Source organism: Pantoea sp. X-Soil-ISGK-355 (genome assembly GCF_059730805.1).
Genome location: NZ_AP035971.1, coordinates 1,443,913 through 1,466,083, shown reverse-complemented (window position 1 = coordinate 1,466,083; position 22,171 = coordinate 1,443,913). Strand labels below are relative to the sequence as shown.

Annotated in this window: 20 protein-coding genes; 9 read left to right on the top strand and 11 right to left on the bottom strand. The window is 54.3% G+C overall.

From position 1 onward, the window contains the following. Positions 1 to 34: 34 nt before the first annotated feature. Positions 35 to 448 (bottom strand): CoA-binding protein, encoded by a 414-nt coding sequence (locus AC6I8J_RS06615; protein ID WP_150009839.1) that lies wholly within the window; start codon positions 446 to 448, stop codon positions 35 to 37. Between the two features lie 176 nt (positions 449 to 624). On the opposite strand from AC6I8J_RS06615, the gene AC6I8J_RS06610 reads away from it, so the two are divergent. Together AC6I8J_RS06610 and mgsA are read left to right on the top strand one after the other, a co-directional pair. Then, entirely contained in the window at positions 625 to 1,266 is a 642-nt protein-coding gene (locus AC6I8J_RS06610; protein ID WP_161736445.1) for a YccT family protein, read from the top strand. Positions 1,267 to 1,335: 69 nt separating this feature from the next. Beyond that, on the top strand, positions 1,336 to 1,794 hold the full coding sequence (gene mgsA / locus AC6I8J_RS06605; protein ID WP_161736446.1) for a methylglyoxal synthase: 459 nt from the start codon (positions 1,336 to 1,338) through the stop codon (positions 1,792 to 1,794). Position 1,795: 1 nt separating this feature from the next. Here mgsA and helD read toward each other — a convergent pair whose 3' ends face one another. After that, positions 1,796 to 3,850, bottom strand: a complete 2,055-nt coding sequence (gene helD, locus AC6I8J_RS06600) for a DNA helicase IV (RefSeq protein ID WP_497825188.1) — start codon at positions 3,848 to 3,850, stop codon at positions 1,796 to 1,798. A gap of 123 nt (positions 3,851 to 3,973) precedes the next feature. Between helD and AC6I8J_RS06595 the strand changes: the two genes are divergently transcribed. Together AC6I8J_RS06595 and yccS are read left to right on the top strand one after the other, a co-directional pair. Continuing rightward, the gene (locus AC6I8J_RS06595) at positions 3,974 to 4,414 is read left to right on the top strand and encodes a YccF domain-containing protein (RefSeq protein WP_161735652.1); all 441 of its coding nucleotides are present in this window, start codon (positions 3,974 to 3,976) and stop codon (positions 4,412 to 4,414) included. Then, positions 4,398 to 6,557: a YccS family putative transporter gene (gene yccS, locus AC6I8J_RS06590; RefSeq protein ID WP_253422138.1), complete on the top strand. Its 2,160-nt coding sequence runs from the start codon at positions 4,398 to 4,400 to the stop codon at positions 6,555 to 6,557. The genes AC6I8J_RS06595 and yccS overlap by 17 nt, the downstream gene beginning before the upstream one ends. On the opposite strand, the gene AC6I8J_RS06585 is transcribed toward yccS, so the two are convergent. Continuing rightward, positions 6,554 to 7,183 carry a TfoX/Sxy family DNA transformation protein gene (locus AC6I8J_RS06585; protein WP_161735656.1) on the bottom strand — a complete coding sequence of 210 codons (630 nt, stop codon included), beginning with the start codon at positions 7,181 to 7,183 and terminating at the stop codon, positions 6,554 to 6,556. The genes yccS and AC6I8J_RS06585 overlap by 4 nt on opposite strands. A 210-nt stretch (positions 7,184 to 7,393) precedes the next feature. Between AC6I8J_RS06585 and sulA the strand changes: the two genes are divergently transcribed. Both sulA and ompA read left to right on the top strand, forming a co-directional pair. Further along, positions 7,394 to 7,885 (top strand): SOS-induced cell division inhibitor SulA, encoded by a 492-nt coding sequence (gene sulA / locus AC6I8J_RS06580; RefSeq protein ID WP_161735658.1) that lies wholly within the window; start codon positions 7,394 to 7,396, stop codon positions 7,883 to 7,885. 350 nt (positions 7,886 to 8,235) lie between these two features. Then, on the top strand, positions 8,236 to 9,306 hold the full coding sequence (gene ompA / locus AC6I8J_RS06575) for a porin OmpA (RefSeq protein WP_010255028.1): 1,071 nt from the start codon (positions 8,236 to 8,238) through the stop codon (positions 9,304 to 9,306). Positions 9,307 to 9,400: 94 nt separating this feature from the next. Here ompA and matP read toward each other — a convergent pair whose 3' ends face one another. Continuing rightward, positions 9,401 to 9,868, bottom strand: coding sequence for a macrodomain Ter protein MatP (gene matP, locus AC6I8J_RS06570; RefSeq protein ID WP_143813132.1), 468 nt, complete (start codon positions 9,866 to 9,868; stop codon positions 9,401 to 9,403). Between the two features lie 53 nt (positions 9,869 to 9,921). On the opposite strand from matP, the gene AC6I8J_RS06565 reads away from it, so the two are divergent. Continuing rightward, on the top strand, positions 9,922 to 11,790 hold the full coding sequence (locus tag AC6I8J_RS06565; RefSeq protein ID WP_161735660.1) for an AAA family ATPase: 1,869 nt from the start codon (positions 9,922 to 9,924) through the stop codon (positions 11,788 to 11,790). A gap of 68 nt (positions 11,791 to 11,858) precedes the next feature. After that, the gene (fabA, locus tag AC6I8J_RS06560) at positions 11,859 to 12,377 is read left to right on the top strand and encodes a bifunctional 3-hydroxydecanoyl-ACP dehydratase/trans-2-decenoyl-ACP isomerase (RefSeq protein WP_008925876.1); all 519 of its coding nucleotides are present in this window, start codon (positions 11,859 to 11,861) and stop codon (positions 12,375 to 12,377) included. Between the two features lie 68 nt (positions 12,378 to 12,445). Here fabA and rmf read toward each other — a convergent pair whose 3' ends face one another. The 6 genes from rmf to rlmKL all read right to left on the bottom strand — a co-directional run bounded on the left by rmf (position 12,446) and on the right by rlmKL (position 20,410). Continuing rightward, complete coding sequence (rmf, locus tag AC6I8J_RS06555; protein ID WP_008925875.1) at positions 12,446 to 12,613, bottom strand: ribosome modulation factor; 168 nt, start codon at positions 12,611 to 12,613, stop codon at positions 12,446 to 12,448. A gap of 280 nt (positions 12,614 to 12,893) precedes the next feature. Next, on the bottom strand, positions 12,894 to 13,463 hold the full coding sequence (gene pqiC, locus AC6I8J_RS06550; protein ID WP_222924253.1) for a membrane integrity-associated transporter subunit PqiC: 570 nt from the start codon (positions 13,461 to 13,463) through the stop codon (positions 12,894 to 12,896). After that, positions 13,460 to 15,103 (bottom strand): intermembrane transport protein PqiB, encoded by a 1,644-nt coding sequence (gene pqiB / locus AC6I8J_RS06545; RefSeq protein WP_161735664.1) that lies wholly within the window; start codon positions 15,101 to 15,103, stop codon positions 13,460 to 13,462. Before pqiB ends, pqiC begins: the two co-directional genes overlap by 4 nt. After that, positions 15,090 to 16,358, bottom strand: a complete 1,269-nt coding sequence (gene pqiA / locus AC6I8J_RS06540) for a membrane integrity-associated transporter subunit PqiA (protein WP_440829425.1) — start codon at positions 16,356 to 16,358, stop codon at positions 15,090 to 15,092. The genes pqiB and pqiA overlap by 14 nt, the downstream gene beginning before the upstream one ends. 14 nt (positions 16,359 to 16,372) lie before the next feature. Beyond that, positions 16,373 to 18,289, bottom strand: coding sequence for an ABC transporter ATP-binding protein (locus tag AC6I8J_RS06535; protein WP_161735668.1), 1,917 nt, complete (start codon positions 18,287 to 18,289; stop codon positions 16,373 to 16,375). A gap of 6 nt (positions 18,290 to 18,295) precedes the next feature. Further along, positions 18,296 to 20,410, bottom strand: a complete 2,115-nt coding sequence (rlmKL, locus tag AC6I8J_RS06530; protein ID WP_497825187.1) for a bifunctional 23S rRNA (guanine(2069)-N(7))-methyltransferase RlmK/23S rRNA (guanine(2445)-N(2))-methyltransferase RlmL — start codon at positions 20,408 to 20,410, stop codon at positions 18,296 to 18,298. 110 nt (positions 20,411 to 20,520) lie between these two features. On the opposite strand from rlmKL, the gene AC6I8J_RS06525 reads away from it, so the two are divergent. Then, on the top strand, positions 20,521 to 21,630 hold the full coding sequence (locus tag AC6I8J_RS06525; protein WP_497825186.1) for a YcbX family protein: 1,110 nt from the start codon (positions 20,521 to 20,523) through the stop codon (positions 21,628 to 21,630). On the opposite strand, the gene AC6I8J_RS06520 is transcribed toward AC6I8J_RS06525, so the two are convergent. Next, complete coding sequence (locus AC6I8J_RS06520; RefSeq protein WP_150009867.1) at positions 21,631 to 22,170, bottom strand: cell division protein ZapC; 540 nt, start codon at positions 22,168 to 22,170, stop codon at positions 21,631 to 21,633. Position 22,171: the final 1 nt, after the last annotated feature.

The window sequence follows — 22,171 nt, the reverse complement described above, 5'->3', positions numbered from 1 at the left end:
CTGTGGCGGCACGCTCTGCCGCCACGCTAATTTTTTAACGCGTTATCCCCAGACGCGGAATTTCAATCTTCGGGCAGCGATCCATAATCACCGTCATACCCGCATCCTGTGCCAGTACCGCCGCCTGCTCATTAATCACACCCAGCTGCAGCCATAATGTTTTTGCACCTGCAGCAATGGCTTCCTGCGCTACGCCCCATGCGGCTTCTGAATTGCGGAAGACATCTACCATATCAATCTCGCCCGGTACATCCGCCAGGCTGCCATAAGCCTGCTGCCCCAGCAGGGTTTTACCGGCCAGTTTCGGGCTGACCGGGATCACGTCATAGCCCTGATCGAGCAGATATTTCATCACACCATAACTGGGACGGTCGGGACGATCGCTTGCCCCTACTAAGGCGATACGTTGGGTACGCGTCAGCACATCGCGAATTGTCTGGTCGTTCATCTTTATCTCCTTTCAGGTCAGTGTTGAGTGTAGTTTGACGCATGCTTTAACAGTTAAGTCCCTGACGAAATTAATTGAACCTGCGCACGAATAAATATGTTTAAATGTAAATTAGCTGCCATAATGTAAGAATTTGCTACACGCCATCCTTTGCGTCACCACTTACCGGAGTTGAAATGAAGCTGTCGCTGGCCTTAACGGGGTTACTTACACTCCTTGTTTCGGCGTCCTGTTCTGCCATCACATTAAAGCTCGATCCCCAAATCGATATGCTGGTGCTGGATGGCCGAAAAATTTCAGGCTCGTTCCTCAAAGGAGCAGACAGCTTAGAGCTGGATAGCGGTCAGCATCAGTTTCTGTTTCGGGTAGAGCAGCAGCGTGAAGGGCAGAAAGAGAGTGTGATCGCTTATCAGTCTGCACCGATGATCGTTACCTTTACTGCCGTGGCCAAAACCATCACTATCCGGTTGCCGGCGCTGGAGACAAAACGTGAGCGTTATCATTTTGACCGCAGTCTGAATTTTCAGTTGGTGGATGAGAAAGGCAATGAGATAACCAGCGTGCGTGACCACCTGCCAGCAACCGCGACAGCTGATATGGAAAAAGCGATGCTGAATTACAATCGCACCCATCAGATTGCCTCTGTACCCCGGTTTGCAAATTCCGCTTCTGCTACGCCCTCTTCTTCCCGCCTCACCGCCGATCTGGACTGGACAACGCAGGCCGAACTGCCCTCGCTGCATCGCTGGTTTCACCGCTTCGACGAAGCCACGCGTCAGCAATTACTGACCCTGGTCAAAATGTTACGTACGAGTTGATAGCGTTGAAGGGCCAGAGGTACACTCGTGCTCTCTCTTCTTGCGCATGAGCCTTATCAGGACGCCTTTATGGAACAGACTTTTCGTACCCTTGGCACCACAAAACATATCGCGCTGGTCGCCCATGACCACTGTAAAGCCGCTCTGCTTGAATGGATTAAACAAAACCAGCCCGCACTTGAACCACACATCCTCTATGCGACCGGCACCACCGGAAACCTGATCAATCGTAATACCGGTCTGAATGTGACAGCTATGCTGAGCGGCCCCATGGGCGGCGATCAGCAGGTAGGTGCGCTGATCTCGGAGGGTAAAATTGATGCGCTGATTTTTTTCTGGGATCCACTCAACGCCGTGCCGCACGATCCGGATGTAAAAGCCCTGCTGCGTCTGGCGACCGTCTGGAATATCCCGGTCGCCACGAACCGCTCCACAGCGGATTTTATTATTCAGTCGCCACTGTTTGCCCAAAACGTTGAGATTATGATTCCTGACTATCAGCGCTATCTGGCCGATCGTCTGAAATAACTCAGGCTTTACGCAGCACAGGAACGCCCAGTTCGCGGAAGTGATCAACAAACGGTGACGGCGCGGCCTTATCAAACATCAGAAAAACCTGCTGGCGCGCTCGCGTCAGCGCCACATAGGCCAGACGGCGCTCTTCGGCATCCGGAAACGCTTCGGGCTGCGGTAACAGGCCCTGTTCGATAATCGACTCACGTACTTCCGCCGGGAAACCCTCTTTGCCCTGCTGCAATCCCAGCAAAATAACGTAATCCGCCTGCTGACCTTTGCTGGCATGGATTGTCATAAATTCCAGATTAAGTTTCGGCCAGCGGGTTCTGGCTTTATCGAGCAGTTCCGGTCGCAGATAGTGATAGCGCGCCAGTAGCAGAATCCGCTCTTCAGGCTTCGCATAACCGCTGAGTTTGTTCAGCAGGGCTTCCAGCTGATCCTCCGCCAGCAGCGAAATCGACTTTTTATTGCCTTTGGTGACGCTGTTCAGCGGTTTTGCCAGCTGCTGCGGATTCTGCTGGATAAACCGGTTCGCAATGTCACCGATGCGATCATTAAAGCGGTAGGTGGTGTCCAGCACGCACCGATCGCCCTCACCGAAGTAGTGATGAAATGCGGTGGTCAGCGTCATCTCTGCGCCGCTGAAGCGGTAGATAGCCTGCCAGTCATCGCCGACAGCAAACAGCGCGGTGCGCTTATTCTGCTGGCGTAGTGCGCTGAGCAATGCGGCACGCTGAGGCGAGATATCCTGGAATTCATCCACCAGAATGTGTTTCCACGGACTGATAAACCGTCCTTTTTCCAGAATGGCAATCGCCTGGTGAATGAGTCCCGAGAAATCGACCGCGCCCTCTTCTTTCAGCGCGCTTTTCCACGCTTTCAGCAGGGGTGCCATCAGTTTGATGCGTTTACTGAAGCGATCCCGAATCTCTTCCGGCACGTCGGCGATCATCGCTGCCTGCGCACCGCCATGCATGCGCATCAGACCGAGCCAGCGCTCCAGACGTGACGCCAGCCGGTTTGCCAGCCTCTCGTCCTCCCAGAATGGCCCTTCCGGTAACTCCCACGCCAGTTCGTCACGGAGCCACTGACGCCAGCCGTTTGCCATCGCCTTTTTCTCGTGGCACTGCTGCCGCCACTCCCTGAGTAGCAGCGTGCGACGTGCATCCGCATCGCTCTCCAGCTTGCTGATAACCGGCTGCTTATTGCTCCCTTCACGAATAATATGCAGAGCCAGAGAATGGAAAGTCTTTGCCTGGATGTCACCCGCAGAGAGCCGGGACTGAATACGTGCGTTCATCTCTCCAGCAGCCTGGCGGCCAAATGCCAGCAACAGAATTTGATCGGCGCTGGCCAGTCTGCGCTCCATTAACCAGCCTGCACGGGCCACCAGCACCGAGGTTTTACCGCTGCCCGCACCAGCCAGTACCAGCAGAGAATCCTCGCCATTAACCACCGCCTCACACTGCGATTGATTGAGTGGCGTGCTCTCGACGCTGGCAAAGAACGACTGATAGCGGGTCAGCATAGCGTTAGTCCAGTCACGGTTTCGCTGCCGCAGAGCCAACTCACCCTGATCCAGCCAGTGCTGGCAAAATGCCAGGCTATCACGGCAGTCAGGAAAATCGTTTAAGCGGGTGAGCGGCATCGGTAACGCGTCGAACTGTTTGAGAATTTTTATCTTCAGCGCCTGCAGCTCGTGGCGATTCAGCCAGCGATCCTGCGCGCCAAACGTCCCGATTTCGTCGCGCAGTGACTGGAGTACCTCGCGGCACACCGTGCTCATCTCCAGACTCCAGTTCTGCCAGGCCTGCATCAGATAGTGGTGAAAGCGCTGCGTCTCCTGCCATTCCGTTCCGTGCAGCCGGACCACTTTTTCATCGTCCAGCAAAAATTCCAGCTCGCCCCATACCAGCCCACGCTTGCAGGCGATATTAAGTAACTGGTTAAAGGGGATCAGATACTCATGCTTATCGCCACTGACTTCGACACCCGCTGCCAGCAGACGAACACGGTTATAAGGATGCTGAGCAAGCCGTTTGCCCATTGAAGTTGCTTTCAGTTCCACGCCGACACCAACGTCAGATAAGAGGATTAGGGGGAGTTTACCTGTCAGACCCTTGGCGCTCCAGCCTTAAAACAGGCTAAACTTGGCGTCACATCTTGCGGAATGCAAAAGGAAAAGAAGATCATGCGCACCGTTTTAAATATTCTGAATTTTGTTCTGGGCGGCTTTTTCACCACCCTGAGCTGGCTGTTTGCCACATTGATCAGCGTCGTGCTGGTTTTTACCCTGCCGCTGACCCGCTCCTGCTGGGAAATCACTAAACTCTCGCTGCTGCCGTTTGGCAACGAGGCGGTGCATGTCGATGTGCTGCGTCCTGAAAGTAAGAGTCATATTCTGAATACCGGCGGCACCTTTCTGAACATCTTCTGGCTGATTTTCTTCGGCTGGTGGCTCTGCCTTTCGCATATTTCCGTGGGCATTGTGCAGTGCATCAGCATCATCGGTATTCCGACAGGGATTGCAAACTTTAAGATCGCCGCTATTGCGCTCTGGCCGGTTGGACGCCGGGTGGTGTCAGTAGAAGAGGCGCGTGCTGCGCGCGACGCCAATGCCCGCCGCTATTAATATGATGTCTGATGCAGTGCCTGGCTGGCGAAAATATCTGTTTAACAGTACGTGGCGCTATCTGCTGCGGATCCTGTTTGCCCTGAGTGGCTGCGCTGCCATCCCCTGGTGGCTGCATCAGATTGAGTGGACGATTCCTCTGACGCTGGGGGTGGTCGCGGCTGCGCTGGCCGATCTTGATGATCGTCTGGCCGGACGTCTGAAGAATCTGCTGATTACCCTGCTCTGCTTCTGCATCGCCTCGGTTTCCGTAGAGCTGCTGTTTCCCTGGCCGTTCGCCTTTATGGTCGGGCTGGCGATTTCGACCTGGGGCTTTATTCTGCTGGGTGCTCTGGGGCAGCGCTACGCCACTATCGCTTTTGGTGCGCTGCTGATTGCGGTCTATACCATGCTCGGCATCGGGCTGTTCAGCCAGTGGTACATGCAGCCAATGCTGCTGCTGGTCGGCGCTCTCTGGTATAACCTTCTGACCCTGCTGGGTCATCTGATGTTCCCGGTCCGACCGGTACAGGAACAGCTGGCGGGAAGCTTTTCACAACTGGCCCGCTACCTTGATGCAAAGGCGAATCTGTTCGATCCTGATGCGGGCGAGCAGGATGATGCTGCGTTTATTGATGCGGCAATGGTCAACAGCCAGTTAGTGGCGCAGCTCAATCTGACCAAAACCACGCTGCAGAGCCGTCTGCGCGGCGATCGCGGATCGCGCGGCACCCGTCGCAGTCTGCACTACTACTTTGTGGCGCAGGATATTCATGAACGCGCCAGCTCCTCTCATCTGCAATATCACCTGCTGCGCGGCGACTGGCGCTATAACGAAATTCTGTTTCGCTTTCAGCGTCTGCTGAATATGCAGGCGCAAGCCTGTCGCCAGCTGGCACACTGCATCCTGATGCGTGAAAGATGGGTGCATGACAGCCGCTTTGAACGTGCGTTTGAACGATTGCAGAAAGCGATTGAACGACTTGAGCAACATGAGCCTGAGGCGCCACATACCCGCGCGCTGTTCTGGCTGCTACGTAACCTGCGTGCCATTGACGCACAGCTCGCATCCATTGAGTCAGAGCAGACGCTGGCCGGTGAAGATCCGCAGCACAGTGACAATCTGCTGTCACGTGAAGGGTTGAGTGGCTGGAGTGATATCCGGCTGCGCTTCAGCCGCCATCTCTCTCCCGCGTCGGCACTGTTCAGGCATGCGGTTCGCATGTCAGTGGTGCTCTGTATTGGATACGGCTTCATTCAGATAACCGGACTGGAGCGGGGATACTGGATTTTGCTGACCAGCCTGTTTGTGTGCCAGCCCAACTATAACGCCACGCAGCGACGCCTTGCCTTGCGCATCGGCGGAACGCTGGCGGGGATTGCGATTGGTTTACCCGTTTTATGGCTGGTACCCTCCATTGAAGGGCAGTTAATCCTGATAGTGATTACCGGCGTGCTGTTCTTCGCTTTCAGGCAGGTGCAGTATGCGCAGGCTACGCTGTTTATCACTCTGCTGGTGCTGCTTTGCTTTAACCTGTTAGGTGAAGGGTTTGAAGTCGCGCTGCCCCGTGTCGTGGATACCTTACTCGGTTGTGGTCTGGCCTGGCTGGCTGTCGCCTTTATCTGGCCTGACTGGCGCTTTCGTCAGCTGCCAGCTGTGGCAGAGCGAACGCTGAAAGCGAACTGTCGTTATCTGGATGCCATCATGGAGCAATATCACCAGGGTAAAGATAACCGGCTTGCCTATCGTATTGCCCGCCGTGATGCGCATAATGCGGATGCTGAACTGGCGTCTGTCGTCTCAAACATGAGCAGTGAAAGTCGTACCAGCCAGAAACTGCGTGATTCAGCTTTTCAATTGCTCTGCTCCAATCACTCATTTCTGAGCTACATTTCCGCGCTGGGCGCTCACCGCGATAAAATTACAGCGCCGGACCTGCTCGCCTTACTGGATGATACGGTTTGCTATGTCGAGGATGTGCTTCAGACGGACGTGGTCAGCGATAAACATGTTGAACTGATGCGCCAGCAACTGGCTCAGCGAATCAGCCAGCTGGCTGCAGATGCAGATACGCGTGCGCCGCTGGTGCTCCAGCAACTCGGTCTGTTGGTGGCATTAATGCCGGATGTGGCTCGCCTGCGCCGCACGCTCATTACTGACTAGCTTTCACTACTTCTGAAGTCCGGGTGTGATAAAAGCGTGCGCTGGAACCATGCATTCAGCTCCGCCCGGGTTGCCTGCGGCAGCGCAGCCGCATGGCGGCCCGTAATAGCCCCTTGCAGCGCCAGTAATGTCTGAAATCCCACGTGCTGGTTGATCGCTTTCAGCTTCAGCCAGCACTGCTTGGCCCCTATCTGGTAGAGATGATTGACGCTCATTACGCCCGCCTCAAAGAGCATCATCTCCATGCGTACACTGAGATTAGGCAAATCTTTCAGCCGCGGAGACGCTTGCCTGTCCTGCAACTCCAGCTGCGCCGTCTCTAATGAGGCAGCAGAGAGCGCCAGCAGATGGTCCGAATCGCGCCATAAGGCCTCATCAACCCGAAAGTAATTGAGGCTGACCAGTTTTCCCCGCTTGCGAAAAATCAACGGTTGCAGCGGGCGATCGGTAATGTATTCGCGCAGCGGTTCACTGGCCCGCAGATAGAGTTCGTCTTGATTAATTAAGGCAAAAACCACACTTTCGACAGCCAGAGCATACCCCCCAAACTGGGTGCGGGACTCTATTGGTCCCAATGGGGCCAGGCGCGCTCTGGAGCGCTCTACGACCGGATTCACCTTTTTCATTGCACCACCTCCATGTCAGAAATACTTCTTAAATTGCCTTGGGTATCAGGCAATTAGAAGATAGAAAAAAGTGTCAGCCGGTTCAATGAATAAATAACGCTTCAACTAATCTTGTCGCGTTTTTGCGAGGCGTTTTCAGAAATTTGGGTTGATCTTTATCCAGGATGACAGTACTGTATATTCATACAGTCAACTGCTGGTGATTAACTTATGCGAACACAACATCCTGATAATGCACGCTATGCTCATCATTACGCGTCCTCTTCCGTTCCGGCCTCTCAGGGCGGTGGAATTACTGAGTTACGCTGCAGCGAGCAGCCCGGTATGATGCAGATGCTGCTGTTGCCATTATTACAGCAGCTGAGTCAGCAATCACGCTGGCAGTTGTGGTTAACACCGGCACATAAACTGAATCGCACCTGGATGCAGGAGTCGGGATTACCGCTGGATAAAAGTATGCATATCGCCGATTCTGAACGTCTGAATGCGGTGGAAGCGATGGTCAAGGCATTACGTACAGGAAATTACAGTGTCGTTCTGGCATGGATTCCTTATGACCTTGGCGAAGATGAGCGCCGTCAACTTGAAAATGCGGCGGCAGAGGGTGACGCGCTGGGTTTGATTTTGCGGGCAAGCGGGACATCGGAAGCGCCTCTCAGACCGCAAAGTGCGATAAAAATTCAGTCGGATTTGTTTCATTAAGTAAAAATCAGAAGTTTCCCAAGCTATTTTTCTTATCTGTCGTCGCTAAACCACTGATTCTGTTAGTTCGAGCTGTGACAATGGTTTAGCAGGTTTTTAAGGCTTTTTGCCGCGACAATACTACCAGGCTAATTGTTAGAAATTGTGTATAAATCGCTGTTTTTTTACAGAAGCGCCTCACATCATACTTGTAAGTTTCCAATCTCGTTGTAGACTTTATCTCGCCAGGGTGCTCAATAACCTCCGTTTTTTGCGGTAGAGTCATAAGCGAGCGTTTTGACCCGGCGAAGGATTTAAACCAAGAGCAACCTTTTTGCTCATTGCCTATTTGGATGATAACGAGGCGCAAAATGAAAAAGACAGCTATCGCAATTGCAGTGGCACTGGCTGGCTTCGCTACCGTAGCGCAGGCCGCTCCGAAAGATGACACCTGGTACACCGGTGCTAAACTGGGCTGGTCTCAGTATCACGACACTGGTTACTACGGTAACGGTTACGAAAACAATGACGGTCCAACTCATGAAAGCCAGCTGGGTGCAGGTGCATTCGTTGGTTACCAGGCAAATCCATACCTGGGCTTCGAGCTGGGCTATGACTGGCTGGGTCGCATGCCTAACAAAGGCAACGTGACTAACGGCGCATTCAAAGCACAGGGCGTTCAGCTGGCTGCTAAACTGAGCTACCCAATCTATGACGATCTGGACGTGTATACTCGTCTGGGCGGCATGGTATGGCGTGCAGATTCAACGCAGACTAACCCAACTACTGGCCGCATCAGCGACCACGACACCGGCGTATCTCCGCTGGCTGCTGTTGGTGTTGAATATGCGCTGACCAAAAACTGGGCTACCCGTCTGGACTACCAGTGGGTTAACAACATCGGTGATGCACAGACCGTTGGTACGCGTCCAGACAACGGCATGCTGAGCGTAGGCGTTTCATACCGCTTCGGTCAGGATGACGTCGCTGCTCCGGCGCCAGCTCCGGCTCCAGCACCAGCTCCAGTTGTTGAAACCAAGCGTTTCACTCTGAAGTCTGACGTTCTGTTCACCTTCAACAAATCTACCCTGAAGCCAGAAGGCCAGCAGGCTCTGGATCAGCTGTACAGCCAGCTGAGCTCAATGGATCCTAAAGATGGTTCCGTTGTCGTACTGGGCTTCACCGATCGCATCGGTTCAGAGCAGTACAACCAGAAACTGTCTGAGAAACGTGCTCAGTCAGTCGTAGATTACCTGGTATCTAAAGGTATTCCTTCTAACAAGATCTCTGCACGTGGCATGGGTGAATCTAACCCAGTTACCGGCAACACCTGTGACAGCGTGAAAGGCCGTAATGCCCTGATCGACTGCCTGGCGCCGGACCGTCGTGTAGAAATCGACGTTAAAGGCATCAAAGACGTTGTAACTCAGCCACAGGCTTAAGTTTACACGTCATAAAAAACCCCGCCTTAGCGGGGTTTTTTTGTGCCGGTAATCAATCGGTCTTTAGCGCCTATACTCTGAATTCCCTGCCCGCTTACTCGCTCTCTGAACCCGATTTACCCAGAATCGCCTGCAAATCCTGCTTCAGACTCGACATCTGAGTGGCATATTTCTCTTTGCGTTCCGCATCTTCTATCAGCTGAACAATCGTTTCAGAAAGCGTGCAGCCACGCCGCTGAGCGAGGCCTGCCAGCCGCTGCCAGACCAGATACTCCAGGTCTATCGATTTTTTTCGGGTATGCTGATGTTCAGCGTTGAAATGGCGTTTGCGCCTGGCACGGATGGTCTGCTTCAGCCGGTTATCAAGATCAGAATGAATATGTTCTGCAATCCACTCGTTCACCGTCACCGGATTATTTTCCATCGCCAGCAGTTTATCCACTGCCGCCTGTGCCGCGCTTAACTCAAGGTGACGCGTGATCAGTTCACCTTCCCGATGTTTTTTCACCAGGTATTTCCACTTCCATCCACATTCAAGATTTTCGAGTTGCTGGTATTTCATCGGAATCTCATCGTGATCACGTAACGGGCTAAGAATAACAGCTTTTTTCCCGGATGCAGCAACGAAAAACATGCTGCCATCATCACATCTTCAACAGGAAGTCTGCAGTGCTTAACAAGGGTGAATCCTGTATAATCTCGCTTTTCTTAAAACAGATAAATGCGATTATTTTGACCAGCACTCAACTTACGTGGCAGACCTTACAGCCGGATAGCGCGCAATACCAATCCGTTTTCTCCCGAATTGCTGATGAAGAAACTGATGCTCTGGCAACGGTACAGCCCCGGTTGCTGAATGCGCTGGCGCATTTACATCACCAGTCGCAGGGATTCCCGTTACTGCTGGTTAGAAGCCAGGAGAATCGCGATTATCTGACATTCATCGTTCAGGCCGCGCAGCGGGTCATGGCTGACAGTACCACTCTGTCCGGCGGTGATTACCATATCATGGCTGACAACGTCACGCTTCAGCCCCCATCCGATCCGCAACGCCCATTCACCAGTCAGGGTGGTATTCACTTTGCTGAGTGGATTGAGATGGAGCAGTTGTTTGGCTGCGTGCGGCAGTATAAAGATCGCATCCAGCTTGAGCCAGGGCTGATCCATCGCGCCAATGGCGGCACGCTGGTACTGTCACTGCGTAGCCTGCTGACGCAGCCAATTCTATGGCTGCGCCTGAAAAAGTGTATTGAGCAAGGCTATGTTGAGTGGACCTCTCAGGATGAACGCCGCCCGCTACCTGTCTCGATTCCTTCATTACCGCTCAGTCTTAACCTGGTCCTGTGCGGCGACCGCGAAGCGCTTGCGGATTTTCAGGAGCTCGACCCTGAAGCGCATGAAATGGCCATCTATACTGAATTTGAAGAGAACATTCAGGTTCTTGATGAAGATGACATGCTGGCCTGGTGTCGCTGGAGTACTGAACTGGCGCAACAGGCGGGCCTGCCCGTGCCGGAAGCGGACTTCTGGCCAGAGCTGATCAAAGAAGGTGTCCGTTACAGCGGCGATCAGGATACGCTACCCCTCTGCCCGCGCTGGCTGCAGCGTCAGATGCGCGAGTCGGCTCTGATGGGCGACGTACTCAATGCTGAAGCATTGCGTGATGCGCTTGAAGCGCGCTTGTGGCGCGAGAATTATCTCAATGAACGGATGCGTGATGAGATTCTGCTGCGACAGATTCTGATTGAAACCGAAGGCGAAGTAGTCGGTCAGATTAACGGCCTGTCGGTGGTGGAATATCCTGGTCATCCCCGTGCCTGGGGCGACCCCTCTCGTATTACCTGCGTGGTTCATCCCGGCGATGGCGAGTTCATGGATATTGAGCGTAAGGCGGAGCTGGGCGGTAACATTCATGCTAAAGGCATGATGATCATGCAGGCATTTTTGATTGCCGAGCTGGAGCTCGATCAGCAACTGCCCTTCTCAGCCTCAATGGTCTTTGAGCAATCCTATTCCGAGGTGGACGGTGACAGCGCTTCGCTGGCTGAACTCTGTGCCTTAATCAGCGCATTGGCGAATCAGCCGATCAATCAGCAAATCGCCGTGACTGGTTCAGTCGATCAGTTTGGCAACGTACAACCGGTAGGCGGACTGAATGAGAAGATCGAAGGCTTCTTTGATATCTGTCATCAGCGTGAACTAACGGGTCAGCAGGGTGTGATTATTCCTGCCTGCAACGTTCGTCATCTCAGTCTTAACCAGGCCGTTGTGACAGCGGTTGAACAGGGTCGCTTCCACATCTGGGCGATCGACCGTGCTGATGAAGCGCTGCCGCTCCTGACCGGTAAAATCTGGAGTACTGAAGATGGTCAGGGTGACTGCCTGCTGAACACCATCCAGGAACGCATTAGCCTGTTTAACCAGCCGGACGTGCCGCAACGTCCCTGGGCGCTCCGCTGGCTTAACTGGTTCAACCACCGTTAATCCGATTTGCTCAGCGTACAACTGTTCGCTAATATTCGTGATTCACTAAAACAAGGCTTATTGAAAACATGGTAGATAAACGCGAATCCTATACCAAAGAAGATCTGATTCTGTCAGGTCGTGGTGAACTGTTTGGCGAAAATGGTCCGCCGCTTCCATCTGGCAACATGCTGATGATGGACCGCGTGGTCAAAATGACCGAAGACGGCGGCAAATATGACAAAGGCTTTGTTGAAGCGGAGCTGGATATCAATCCTGATCTCTGGTTCTTCGGCTGTCACTTTATTGGCGATCCGGTGATGCCGGGCTGTCTGGGCCTGGATGCCATGTGGCAGCTGGTCGGTTTCTATCTGGGCTGGCTGGGCGGCGAAGGTAAAGGTCGTGCGCTGGGCGTGGGTGAAGTGAAATTCACCGGACAGGTCCTGCCTGAAGCGAAGAAAGTCACCTACCGCATTCACTTCAAACGTGTGATTAACCGTAAACTGGTGATGGGCGTGGCAGATGGTGAAGTGCTGGTTGACGGCAACCTTATTTATACCGCCAGCGATCTGAAAGTCGGCCTGTTTAAAGATACTGCCGCTTTTTAAGCGTTTCCCCTGGAAACAAAAACCTCCGCGCATGGCGGAGGTTATATTCCCTTTTCAGTGACATCCGGTTATGCAGCTACCGACCTGTCCTCCATGGCTTGTCGCCAACCTCCCAACCAGTGAGACTTAGCGTCAATCAACTGATACGGACACATCTCTTTTGAGCGTCCAGTAATGCCTGCCTGATAACCACGTGAATGGGCGCGTTCGAGGCGGTCTCGTTTCTGTCTCTTCATACTCCGTGTCCCTCATGTAAGGTCTGTGGAATCTGGTGGAAAGAAAAAGTGGTGAATTAATGTTCAACCACCCTAATGTTCTACCTCCTGCGCACCCAAAGATCAATGCCCAATCTTCATGCCAGTGTCATAAATGTGACCTTAATCGGTAAAATTAAGGACGTTTTGTGATGCATACGCCAACACTATCTTTCTGAATAAGCTAATAAAAAAGCCCCTGAATGACGCCGATAAAACACGACAATCGTTCAGGGGCTTAGCTTATTTATTCACATTAATCTTAATTTAACGCAACCACATTATTAGCAATCGTCTGTGCGGTCTGCTGCCAACCCGCCGCCAGCGTTCTGACCATCGCATCGTAGCCATCTTCAGTCTGCGGCAGCACGAGGTTAAATGCCTGTTTGGTCACACGGCCCTGATGTTCCAGCGTCCATTCGCCACTGACAATCGCTTTGCCATCGTAGCGTCCCTGGAAGCCTGTAATGGTTACATTCAGCGTGTCGTGCTGGGCGCCTAACGGTGACCCGGCTACCAGCCGGCCTGGCAGCGCCTTGCTCAGGTTAGTGATCAATGTCTGCTGCAACTGCTGATCAAGCGGGCTGGCCCAGAGATTATTCGCGGCGATAACATATTTGACATCGCTGGTCTGATAAACCAGTCCGTTGCCTGCCAGATAATCCGGCACCGTCACCTGCTGCACCCATAACATCGGTTGCGCTTCATTCAGCTGGCTGCTGCTGACCTTCATGGAAGCCGCCCCGGATGGCAGCTGATACCAGGTATTGTCAACGCTGCTGCTGCACGCACTCAACACCAGCGCGGCACAAAGTATCAATCCTTTTTTCACTGTTTCGCCCTCTTCGGCTGGGGATCCTGTCCCGGTTTCGCCTCAAATACCAGCGCATTGCTCTTGGTGTTAAGCGTTCTTAACACCGGCTGGAGTTCACGCAGAACCTGATCCAGCCGCTGCATATCGCCGACCAGCTTGCTGTAGGCAGGCGAACCTGGCTGCAGGCCTTTCATGCTGCGGTTAAGCTCGCGTAACGTCTGCTGCAAATCTTCTGGCAGCGTTTTCATGGCCGGACTGCCGGTGACTTTATTGATGTTGTCGATGGTGCGCTGCAGATCACGCATCGTTTTCTGGCTCTCTTTGAGCGTACCTGTCGCTTCATTGACCATACCGTTCAGTGGCAGACTATTGATCTTATCCAGCGCCGCCATCAGCTTCTGCTGAATCTGGCTCAGGCCGCCGCTGACCGTTGGGATGACTTCATAACCAGAAACTTTCTGCGGGCCTTTATAAGGCGGTGCATTGTCATAGAAGTCGAGATCGACATAGAGCGCACCCGACAGCAGGCTACCGGTTTTCAGCGTCGCACGCAGGCCACGTTTTTTACCATCCTGCAGATGCTGCTCCAGATCGAAGTTCTCACCCAATCGGCTGACAAAACGATCCGGCTCAATGCGGATCAGCACCGGCACCCGGTAATCGTTATTCAGTGCCTGGACCAGGCCCGCTTTCATCAGTGGCGCTTCGGAGACAGTACCCAGACGAATGCCACGGAACTCAACCGGCGCGCCCGCCTGCAGCCCACGAATCGAGTCAGAGAAGAACATCACGTAGTCGATATGATTGGTGTAGAGCGAGTCCTGAATACTGCGCTGATCGTCAAACAGATGGTAGTCAGACTTGTTCTGCGCGGGCTCGCCCAGCGCCCAGCCATCCGGCACGTCAAAACTGACACCGCCGCTGAAGAGCGTGGTGAGCGATCCCATTTCCACCCGCATTCCTGAGGCGGACATATCCACGGCAATGCCGCTGTCCTTCCAGAAGCGGACATTGGTGGTAATCAGGCGATCGTAGGGTGCAGCGACAAACAGCTGATAGGTCATCATACGTTTGTCAGTATCAAAAACGCTGGTCTCAACCGTACCGACACGGTAGCCACGGAACAGCACCGGATCACCCGGATTAAGCTGGCCTGCCTTTTTGCTGTCCAGCACGATACGAATACCTTTGGCATCCGGTGGCGCTAACGGCGGCGCATCCAGCAGCTTAAATTGCTCGGGTGGCTGTTTTTTGGTGCCGGGCTGCAGTTCGATATAAGCACCTGACAGCAGCGTGCCAAGCCCGCTGATCCCTTCACGCCCCACCTGCGGTTTCACTACCCAGAAAACACTGTCGCTGTGGAGCAGCTTTTCCATGCCCGCATTCAGACGCGCTTTGATTTCCACATGGTGAAGATCGTCGCTTAATACCGCGCTCTCCACCACGCCGACATCGACGCTGCGACTTTTAATCGTGGTTTTACCGGCAACAATGCCTTCGGCATTTTCGGTGATTAAGGTGACTTCCGGCCCCTGATGGCTGAAGTGATAAAAGAGGATCCAGCCACCGATTAACAGCGTAACGATGGGGACAATCCAGACCGGCGACCAGCGCTTAATCTGTTCCACCTTTGCATGGCCGTGGTTAGTTTCCGTCAAGGCGCGACTCCTTCATATTGTTTTCGCGTACACGATCCCAGGTTAATCGCGGGTCAAAGGTCATGGCAGCGATCATGGTAATAATCACCACCATCGCAAACAATACTGCCCCCCACGCGGGATAAACATTCATTAATTGCCCCATACGCACCAGCGCAGAGAGCACGGCAATCACAAACACGTCGATCATTGACCAGCGGCCAACAAACTCGACCACTTCATAAATTTTATGCATCTTATGACTGTCACGCCGCCCGCGTCCGCTGGCATCCCAGCAGAGCCAGCCGATGGCCAGCATCTTCAGCGTCGGCACCATGATACTGGCGATAAAGATTACCAGCGCCACCGGATAGGAACCATCGCCCCACAGCACAATGACCCCTGCCATGATATTGGAGGGATAAGCCGTACCGAGGGTTTCCGTCACCATGATCGGCAACAGATTGGCCGGGATGTAAATCAGTATTGAGGTGAACAGTAGCGCCAGCGTCCATTGCAGGCTGTGCTTACGCCGCGCCTGTGCGGTAACGCCACAGCGTGGACAGGTGTGCTCAGCTTCCGGCAGAATGGCGGTACAGCAGGGACAGGAGCGCAGGCCCTGCTCTAAACCACTGATGCCCACTTCGGGTGAATGAGGGATCGCAGGTCGCGGGGAAAGACTGTCCCACAAGCCCCGCCGGTCAACGCACTGAAAGGCCCGCAACTGTAACAGGCAGAACATCACCCACGGCCAGAAGCTGGTTTCCAGTCCGATATCCCCATAGGCCATCAGTTTGACAAAGCTGACCAGTACACCCGCCATAAAGATTTCGGCCATGCCCCAGTTACGCAGCTGAAACAGAATACGCGCCAGACCAGTTTTGAGACGGACGGGCAGAGGGACCGGATTGACCAGCAGAATAATGGTGATCATGCAAAAGGCCGGAACCGCCTGCACAAACAGCAGAAACAGTGTCGCCAGGCTGCTGTAATCTTCCGCCACCATCACTTGTGGGATCTGCGACAGCGTAATCTGGCTGGTCAGCCCCGCCACTTTCATGGAGACAAAAGGAAACAGATTCGCCAGCAGCAGCATAAAGAGTGCCGCCAGCGCATAGCCCGTTGGCCGTTTACGGGGTTCGTGCCAGTTGGCCGTCAGAGAGGTATCGCAGCGCGGGCATGACGCACGGCTGCCAACGGGAATGTCCGGCAGCTTAATCATTAAATCGCATTGTGGACAGAGCATCCACGCGTTACTTTTCACTGCTAAACACATCCGTTAGCCCTGCCCTACGCGCCGTTTTTCAGTGACTCTAGCTCTTCCCAGCGCGCAAAAGCAGTTTCCAGCTCCTGCTCAGCCTGAGCGAGATTATCCAGCACCGGTTGCGTCTGATCGTGTGCCTGACTGAAGAAGTCCGGGTGACTCATCTTCGCCTGCAGTTCACCGATGCGCGCTTCCAGCTGCTCCAGTTTTTGCGGCAGCTGTTCCAGCTCACGCGCCAGATTGTAGCTGAGCTTATTCACGCTACGCTTCGCTTCACTCTTTTCGGCGGCTGGCTTAGCGGTATTCGCTGTCGCTTTTGCCGGTGAAGCAGACCTGTGCTGCCGGTAAGCGGCACGCTGCTGCTGTGCATCGTGATAACCGCCCACAAAGGTACCGATTTCGCCGTTGCCTTCAAAAATCCAGCACTCGGTGACCGTATTGTCGACGAACTGACGATCGTGACTCACCAGTAAGACGGTGCCCTGATAACCATCAATCAGCTCTTCCAGCAGCTCCAGCGTTTCGACGTCGAGGTCGTTGGTCGGTTCATCCAGAATCATCAGGTTGCTGGGACGCAGGAACAGGCGCGCCAGCAGCAGACGGTTACGTTCACCCCCTGAGAGTGCACGCACCGGCGTCATGGCACGTTTTGGATGGAACAGGAAGTCCTGCAGATAGCCCAGCACGTGGCGCGGTTTGCCGTTAACCAGCACTTCCTGCTTGCCTTCGGCCAGGTTGTCCATCACGGTGCGATCCGGATCCAGTTCAGCGCGATGCTGGTCGAAGTAGGCCACTTCCAGCTTGGTGCCGGAATGGACGCGGCCATGATCGGCTTTCAGCTGCTGCAGCATCAGACGCAGTAAGGTCGTTTTACCGCAGCCGTTCGGCCCGATCAGCGCAATTTTATCGCCACGCTGAACCTGGGTAGAGAAATCTTTCACCAGCGTTTTGCCGCCCACTGCGTAGTCGACATTTTCCAGCTCAAATACAATCTTGCCGGAACGGGAGGCTTCACCGACCTGCATGTTGGCTTTGCCCATCACTTCGCGACGTTCTGAATGTTCGCGACGCAGCGCTTTCAGCGCACGTACACGGCCTTCGTTACGTGTACGACGGGCTTTGATGCCCTGACGGATCCACACCTCTTCCTGCGCCAGCTTGCGGTCAAATTCCGCGTTCTGCATCTCTTCAACGCGCAGCGCCTCCTCTTTGCCTTCCAGATAGAGATCGTAGTTGCCCGGCCAGGAGACCAGCTTGCCACGGTCAAGATCGACAATGCGCGTCGCCATGTTGCGGATAAACGAACGGTCATGCGAGATAAAGACGATGCTGCCGCTGAAGTTCTTCAGGAAGGTTTCCAGCCAGTCGATGGTTTCGATATCAAGGTGGTTGGTTGGCTCATCCAGCATCAGGACGCGCGGGTTACTCACCAGCGCACGACCCAGCGCGGCTTTACGCAGCCAGCCGCCAGAGAGCGACGACAACTCGGTATCGGGCTGCAGACCAATCTGTTCCAGTACGTCATGGATGCGGCTCTCCAGCTGCCACAAATTCTGATGGTCGAGAATGCTCTGCAGTCGTGCCATCTCGTTGAGGTTTTTATCGCTGGGATCTTCCATCACCACATGGGAAATGGCGTGATAGGCTTTGAGATGCTCAGCCTGCTCTTCAACGCCCTCAGCTACGAAGTCGTAGACCGAACCGGTAATATTGCGCGGCGGATCCTGTTGCAGACGCGCCACCACCAGATCGGTTTCATAAATAATGCGGCCATCATCCAGTGGCTGTTCGCCATTGATGATTTTCATCAGCGTGGATTTACCCGCACCGTTACGGCCCACCAGACAGACGCGTTCGTTCTCTTCGATGTGCAGCTCGGTATTGTCTAACAGCGGCGCATCGCTGAAGGAGAGATAAGCGCCGTGGATACTGATTAATGACATGTAATCTTATTCCTTACCGGCATGAGTGATCAGCCAGCAGTTGTGAATCTGACGGTTACGCGCGAAGTCCTGCGACTGCGTTTTCTGGGTAATATCCTGCGCCTGCAGGCCCAGTGCTTTCAGACCATCCATGTCCATTTTGAAACCACGTTTGTTATTGGAGAACATGATGGTGCCACCGCGACGCAGCAGGCGTTTCAGGTTACGCATCAGCATCATATGATCGCGCTGAACGTCGAAGCTCTCTTCCATACGTTTTGAGTTAGAGAAGGTTGGCGGATCGATAAAGATCAGGTCAAAATTCTCGTCACTCTCATTCAGCCAGCTCAGGCAATCTGCCTGCATCAGGCGGTGCTGACGTCCGGTTAGTCCGTTAAGACGCAGGTTGCGCTCCGCCCACTCCAGATAGGTACGCGACATATCTACCGTGGTAGTTGAACGCGCCCCACCCAGCCCGGCATGCACACTGGCGGTGCCGGTGTAGGCAAACAGGTTCAGGAAATCTTTACCCTGACTCATCTGGCCGAGCATTTTACGGGCAATGCGGTGATCGAGGAACAGGCCGGTATCGAGATAGTCGGTCAGGTTCACCCAGAAACGCGCATTAAACTCTTTAACTTCGAAATAGTCGCCTTTCTCGCTGAGCTTCTGATACTGCGCTTTACCTTTCTGGCGCTCACGCGTTTTCATAATCAGACGGTCAGCAGGCAGCTGCAGTACGCTCAGTGTCGCGCTGATGACATCGAACAGGCGCTGACGCGCTTTATTCGGATCGATGGTTTTCGGTGGCGCGTATTCCTGAATAATGACCCAGTCGCCATAGCGATCGACAGCAACGTTGTAGTCTGGCAGATCGGCATCATAAATGCGGTAGCATTCAATGCCTTCCTGACGTGCCCACTTCTCCAGCTTCTTCACATTTTTACGCAGACGGTTTGCGTAATCTTCCGCAATCTGCCCGGCGCTTTCATGGCTGTTAACCGCCAGCTGATAGTTTTTCTGCACGCAATCCAGCGGGCCGTTCTTCGCTTTGAACTGGCGATCGGCTCGCAGTTGCAGGCAGCTCAGCAGTTCAGGCGAGGCGCTGAACAGCGACAGGTTCCAGCCGCCAAAATGCTGCTTCATCAGACGTCCGAGCTGGCTGTGCAGCGCAATCAGCGCCGGTTCGCTCTCCAGACGTTCACCGTACGGCGGGTTACTCAGCACCGTACCGTGAACCGCCGGTTCGAGCGGATTGGTCAGTTGCAGCAGGTCCTGCTGCGCAAATGTAAAGAGTTCAAAGACGCCAGCACGACGGGCATTCGCCTGCGCCCACTCCAGCACCCGGCCATTGTTATCGTAGCCAAAGAAGCGCGCCTGAGTCGCGGCTGTGCCCGCGCGGGCACGGTTCTGCGCCTCGGTTTTCACGTCCTGCCACAGCGCAGCATCAAACTTGTTCCAGGCAGTGAAGCCCCAGTGCTTACGTAGCAGGCCCGGAGCCCGATCGCTGGCGATCAGCGCCGCTTCAATCAGCAGCGTACCCGAACCGCACATCGGATCGATCAGCGGCGTGGTCGGCTCCCAGCCTGAACGCAGCACGATAGCCGCCGCCAGCGTCTCTTTTAACGGTGCCTGACCGGTCTGCTGGCGATAACCGCGCTGATGCAGCGAGGTGCCGCTGAGATCCAGCGCAATGCTGGCGCGGTCGTCATTCAGCCAGACGTTGACACGAATATCCGCCTGCTCACGATCGACATCAGGCCGCTCGAGATTCTGACGGGTAAAGCTGTCTACGATGGCATCTTTAACTTTTAGCGCACCGAACTGGCTGTTACGAATCGCGTCGTTGGTGCCGCTGAAATGCACAACAAAGGTTTTGTCGCTGCCGAACATCGACGGCCAGTCCACGCTCTGTACACCCAGATAGAGATCGAGATCGCTGTAGACGCCGAACTCTCCCAGCGGCAACAGGATGCGTGATGCTAAACGACTCCACATCAGGCTTTGGTACATGGCGCGATCGTCGGCTTCGTAGTGAACGCCTCCCTGCACCACTTGCAAATCCTGCGCACCCAGCGCGTCCAGCTCACTTTTTAACAGCTCTTCGAGCCCACGCGCCGTGCTGGCAAACAGAGAATTCATATTGTCACTTTTTAACTCTTGAGAAAATTGTCGCGCATTATAGCGAATCGGAGACCTATGTCATAAAGTTAGCTTCTTTTGTGTCGCGCGTCGGGTTCAAGGAGAACACCATGATCACGCTTTCCCGCTTATTTATTCATCCTGTGAAGTCAATGCGGGGATTAGCGTTGTCACATGCGCTGGTCACTGACAGCGGGCTGGCGTTTGATCGTCTGTTTATGGTGACCGAACCTGATGGCACCTTTATTACTGCACGCCAGCACCCGGAGATGGTGCGCTTTACACCGGCGCTCCTGCCGGATGGCCTGCTGCTGGCTGCGCCGGATGGCAGCCAGACCCTGATCCGCTTCAGCGATTTTAGTGAGCAGGGTCATCCCACCGAAGTCTGGGGCAACCACTTCACTGCGCGCATTGCGCCCGAAGCAGTTAATCAGTGGCTGAGCCAGTTCTTCCCGCGTGACGTTCAACTGCGCTGGGTCGGGCCGCAACCGACTCGCCGGGTCAAAAAGTTTGATCATATTCCGCTGAGCTTTGCCGATGGCTTTCCGTTTTTGCTGATCAACAATGCTTCGCTGCACGATCTGCAACAGCGCTGCCCGGCCAGCGTGCGTGCCGAACAGTTTCGCCCGAATCTGATCGTCAGCGGTGCGGCCGCCTGGGATGAGGATAGCTGGGCAGAGATTCAGATTGGCGACGTCATCTTTGAGGCTCCCAAGCCCTGCAGTCGCTGTGTACTTACTACGGTCAGCACCGAGACCGGACTTAAGCATCCCACCGGTCATCCGCTGGCGACACTGCAGACTTTCCGCACCGCTCAGGATGGCAGTGGCGACATCGATTTCGGTCTGAACTTAGTGGCGCGGAACAGTGGTGTGGTGCGTACGGGTGATGAAATGATCGTCCTGAAACGTCATGCGCCCCGCATCTATGGTGCCGGCGAAGTGGTCGAAACGCTGAAACCACAGCAGCAGACGCCGGATGCCGTGACCATCACGTTTCAGGGTCAGACCTTCACCGGGGATAATCAGCAGGTATTACTGGATCAGCTGGAGATGCAGGGCTTTCGCATCCCTTACTCCTGTCGGGCAGGTCTGTGTGGTAGCTGCAAGCTGAGTCTGGTAGCCGGTGAAGTAAAAGCGCTTAAACAGAGTGCCCTGCGTCAGGACGGCACCCTCTTAAGCTGCAGCTGTATTCCGGCAGGTGATATAGAAGTGAAGTAATCAGACAGCGCGGGCGTAGTGCGCGACATCCTGGTACCAGGGTTGCAGCCGGTCGTTCATGACCTTGATGGCATCGCCGAGCACCATATTTTTACCGGCCAGGGTTAATCCAGGCTGCGCCAGCAGGCAGAGCGCCGCATTATCACCACTCTCAACCACCAGCAGACGTGCCTGTGTGCCCTCTTCTGCCAGCGTAACCTGCACCATTTCACCGGGACGGGGCTGCATTGCAGGGGCATAAGCGGCGAAATGCCAGCTTTTTGGCATCAGTGGTTTGAGGAAACGCGCGGCGACCAGCGCATTCAGCACCAGTTCAGCGCAATGGCTGCCACTGAGTTTGCACTGACGACAGGTCTCTTCAAAGGTGTAATACAGAGCGGCGTCATCGACACAGAAACCCGACTCAGAGAACGCATCCGGCGTGAGCATTTTGCGGGAAAAGCGGGAACGAAAAAGCATCCCGTCAGCCAGGTCGAGCATCATTCGGTCGTGGCTGCTATCAAAATACCAGCGCCAGTTATCATCGGGTTTAATTTTCATC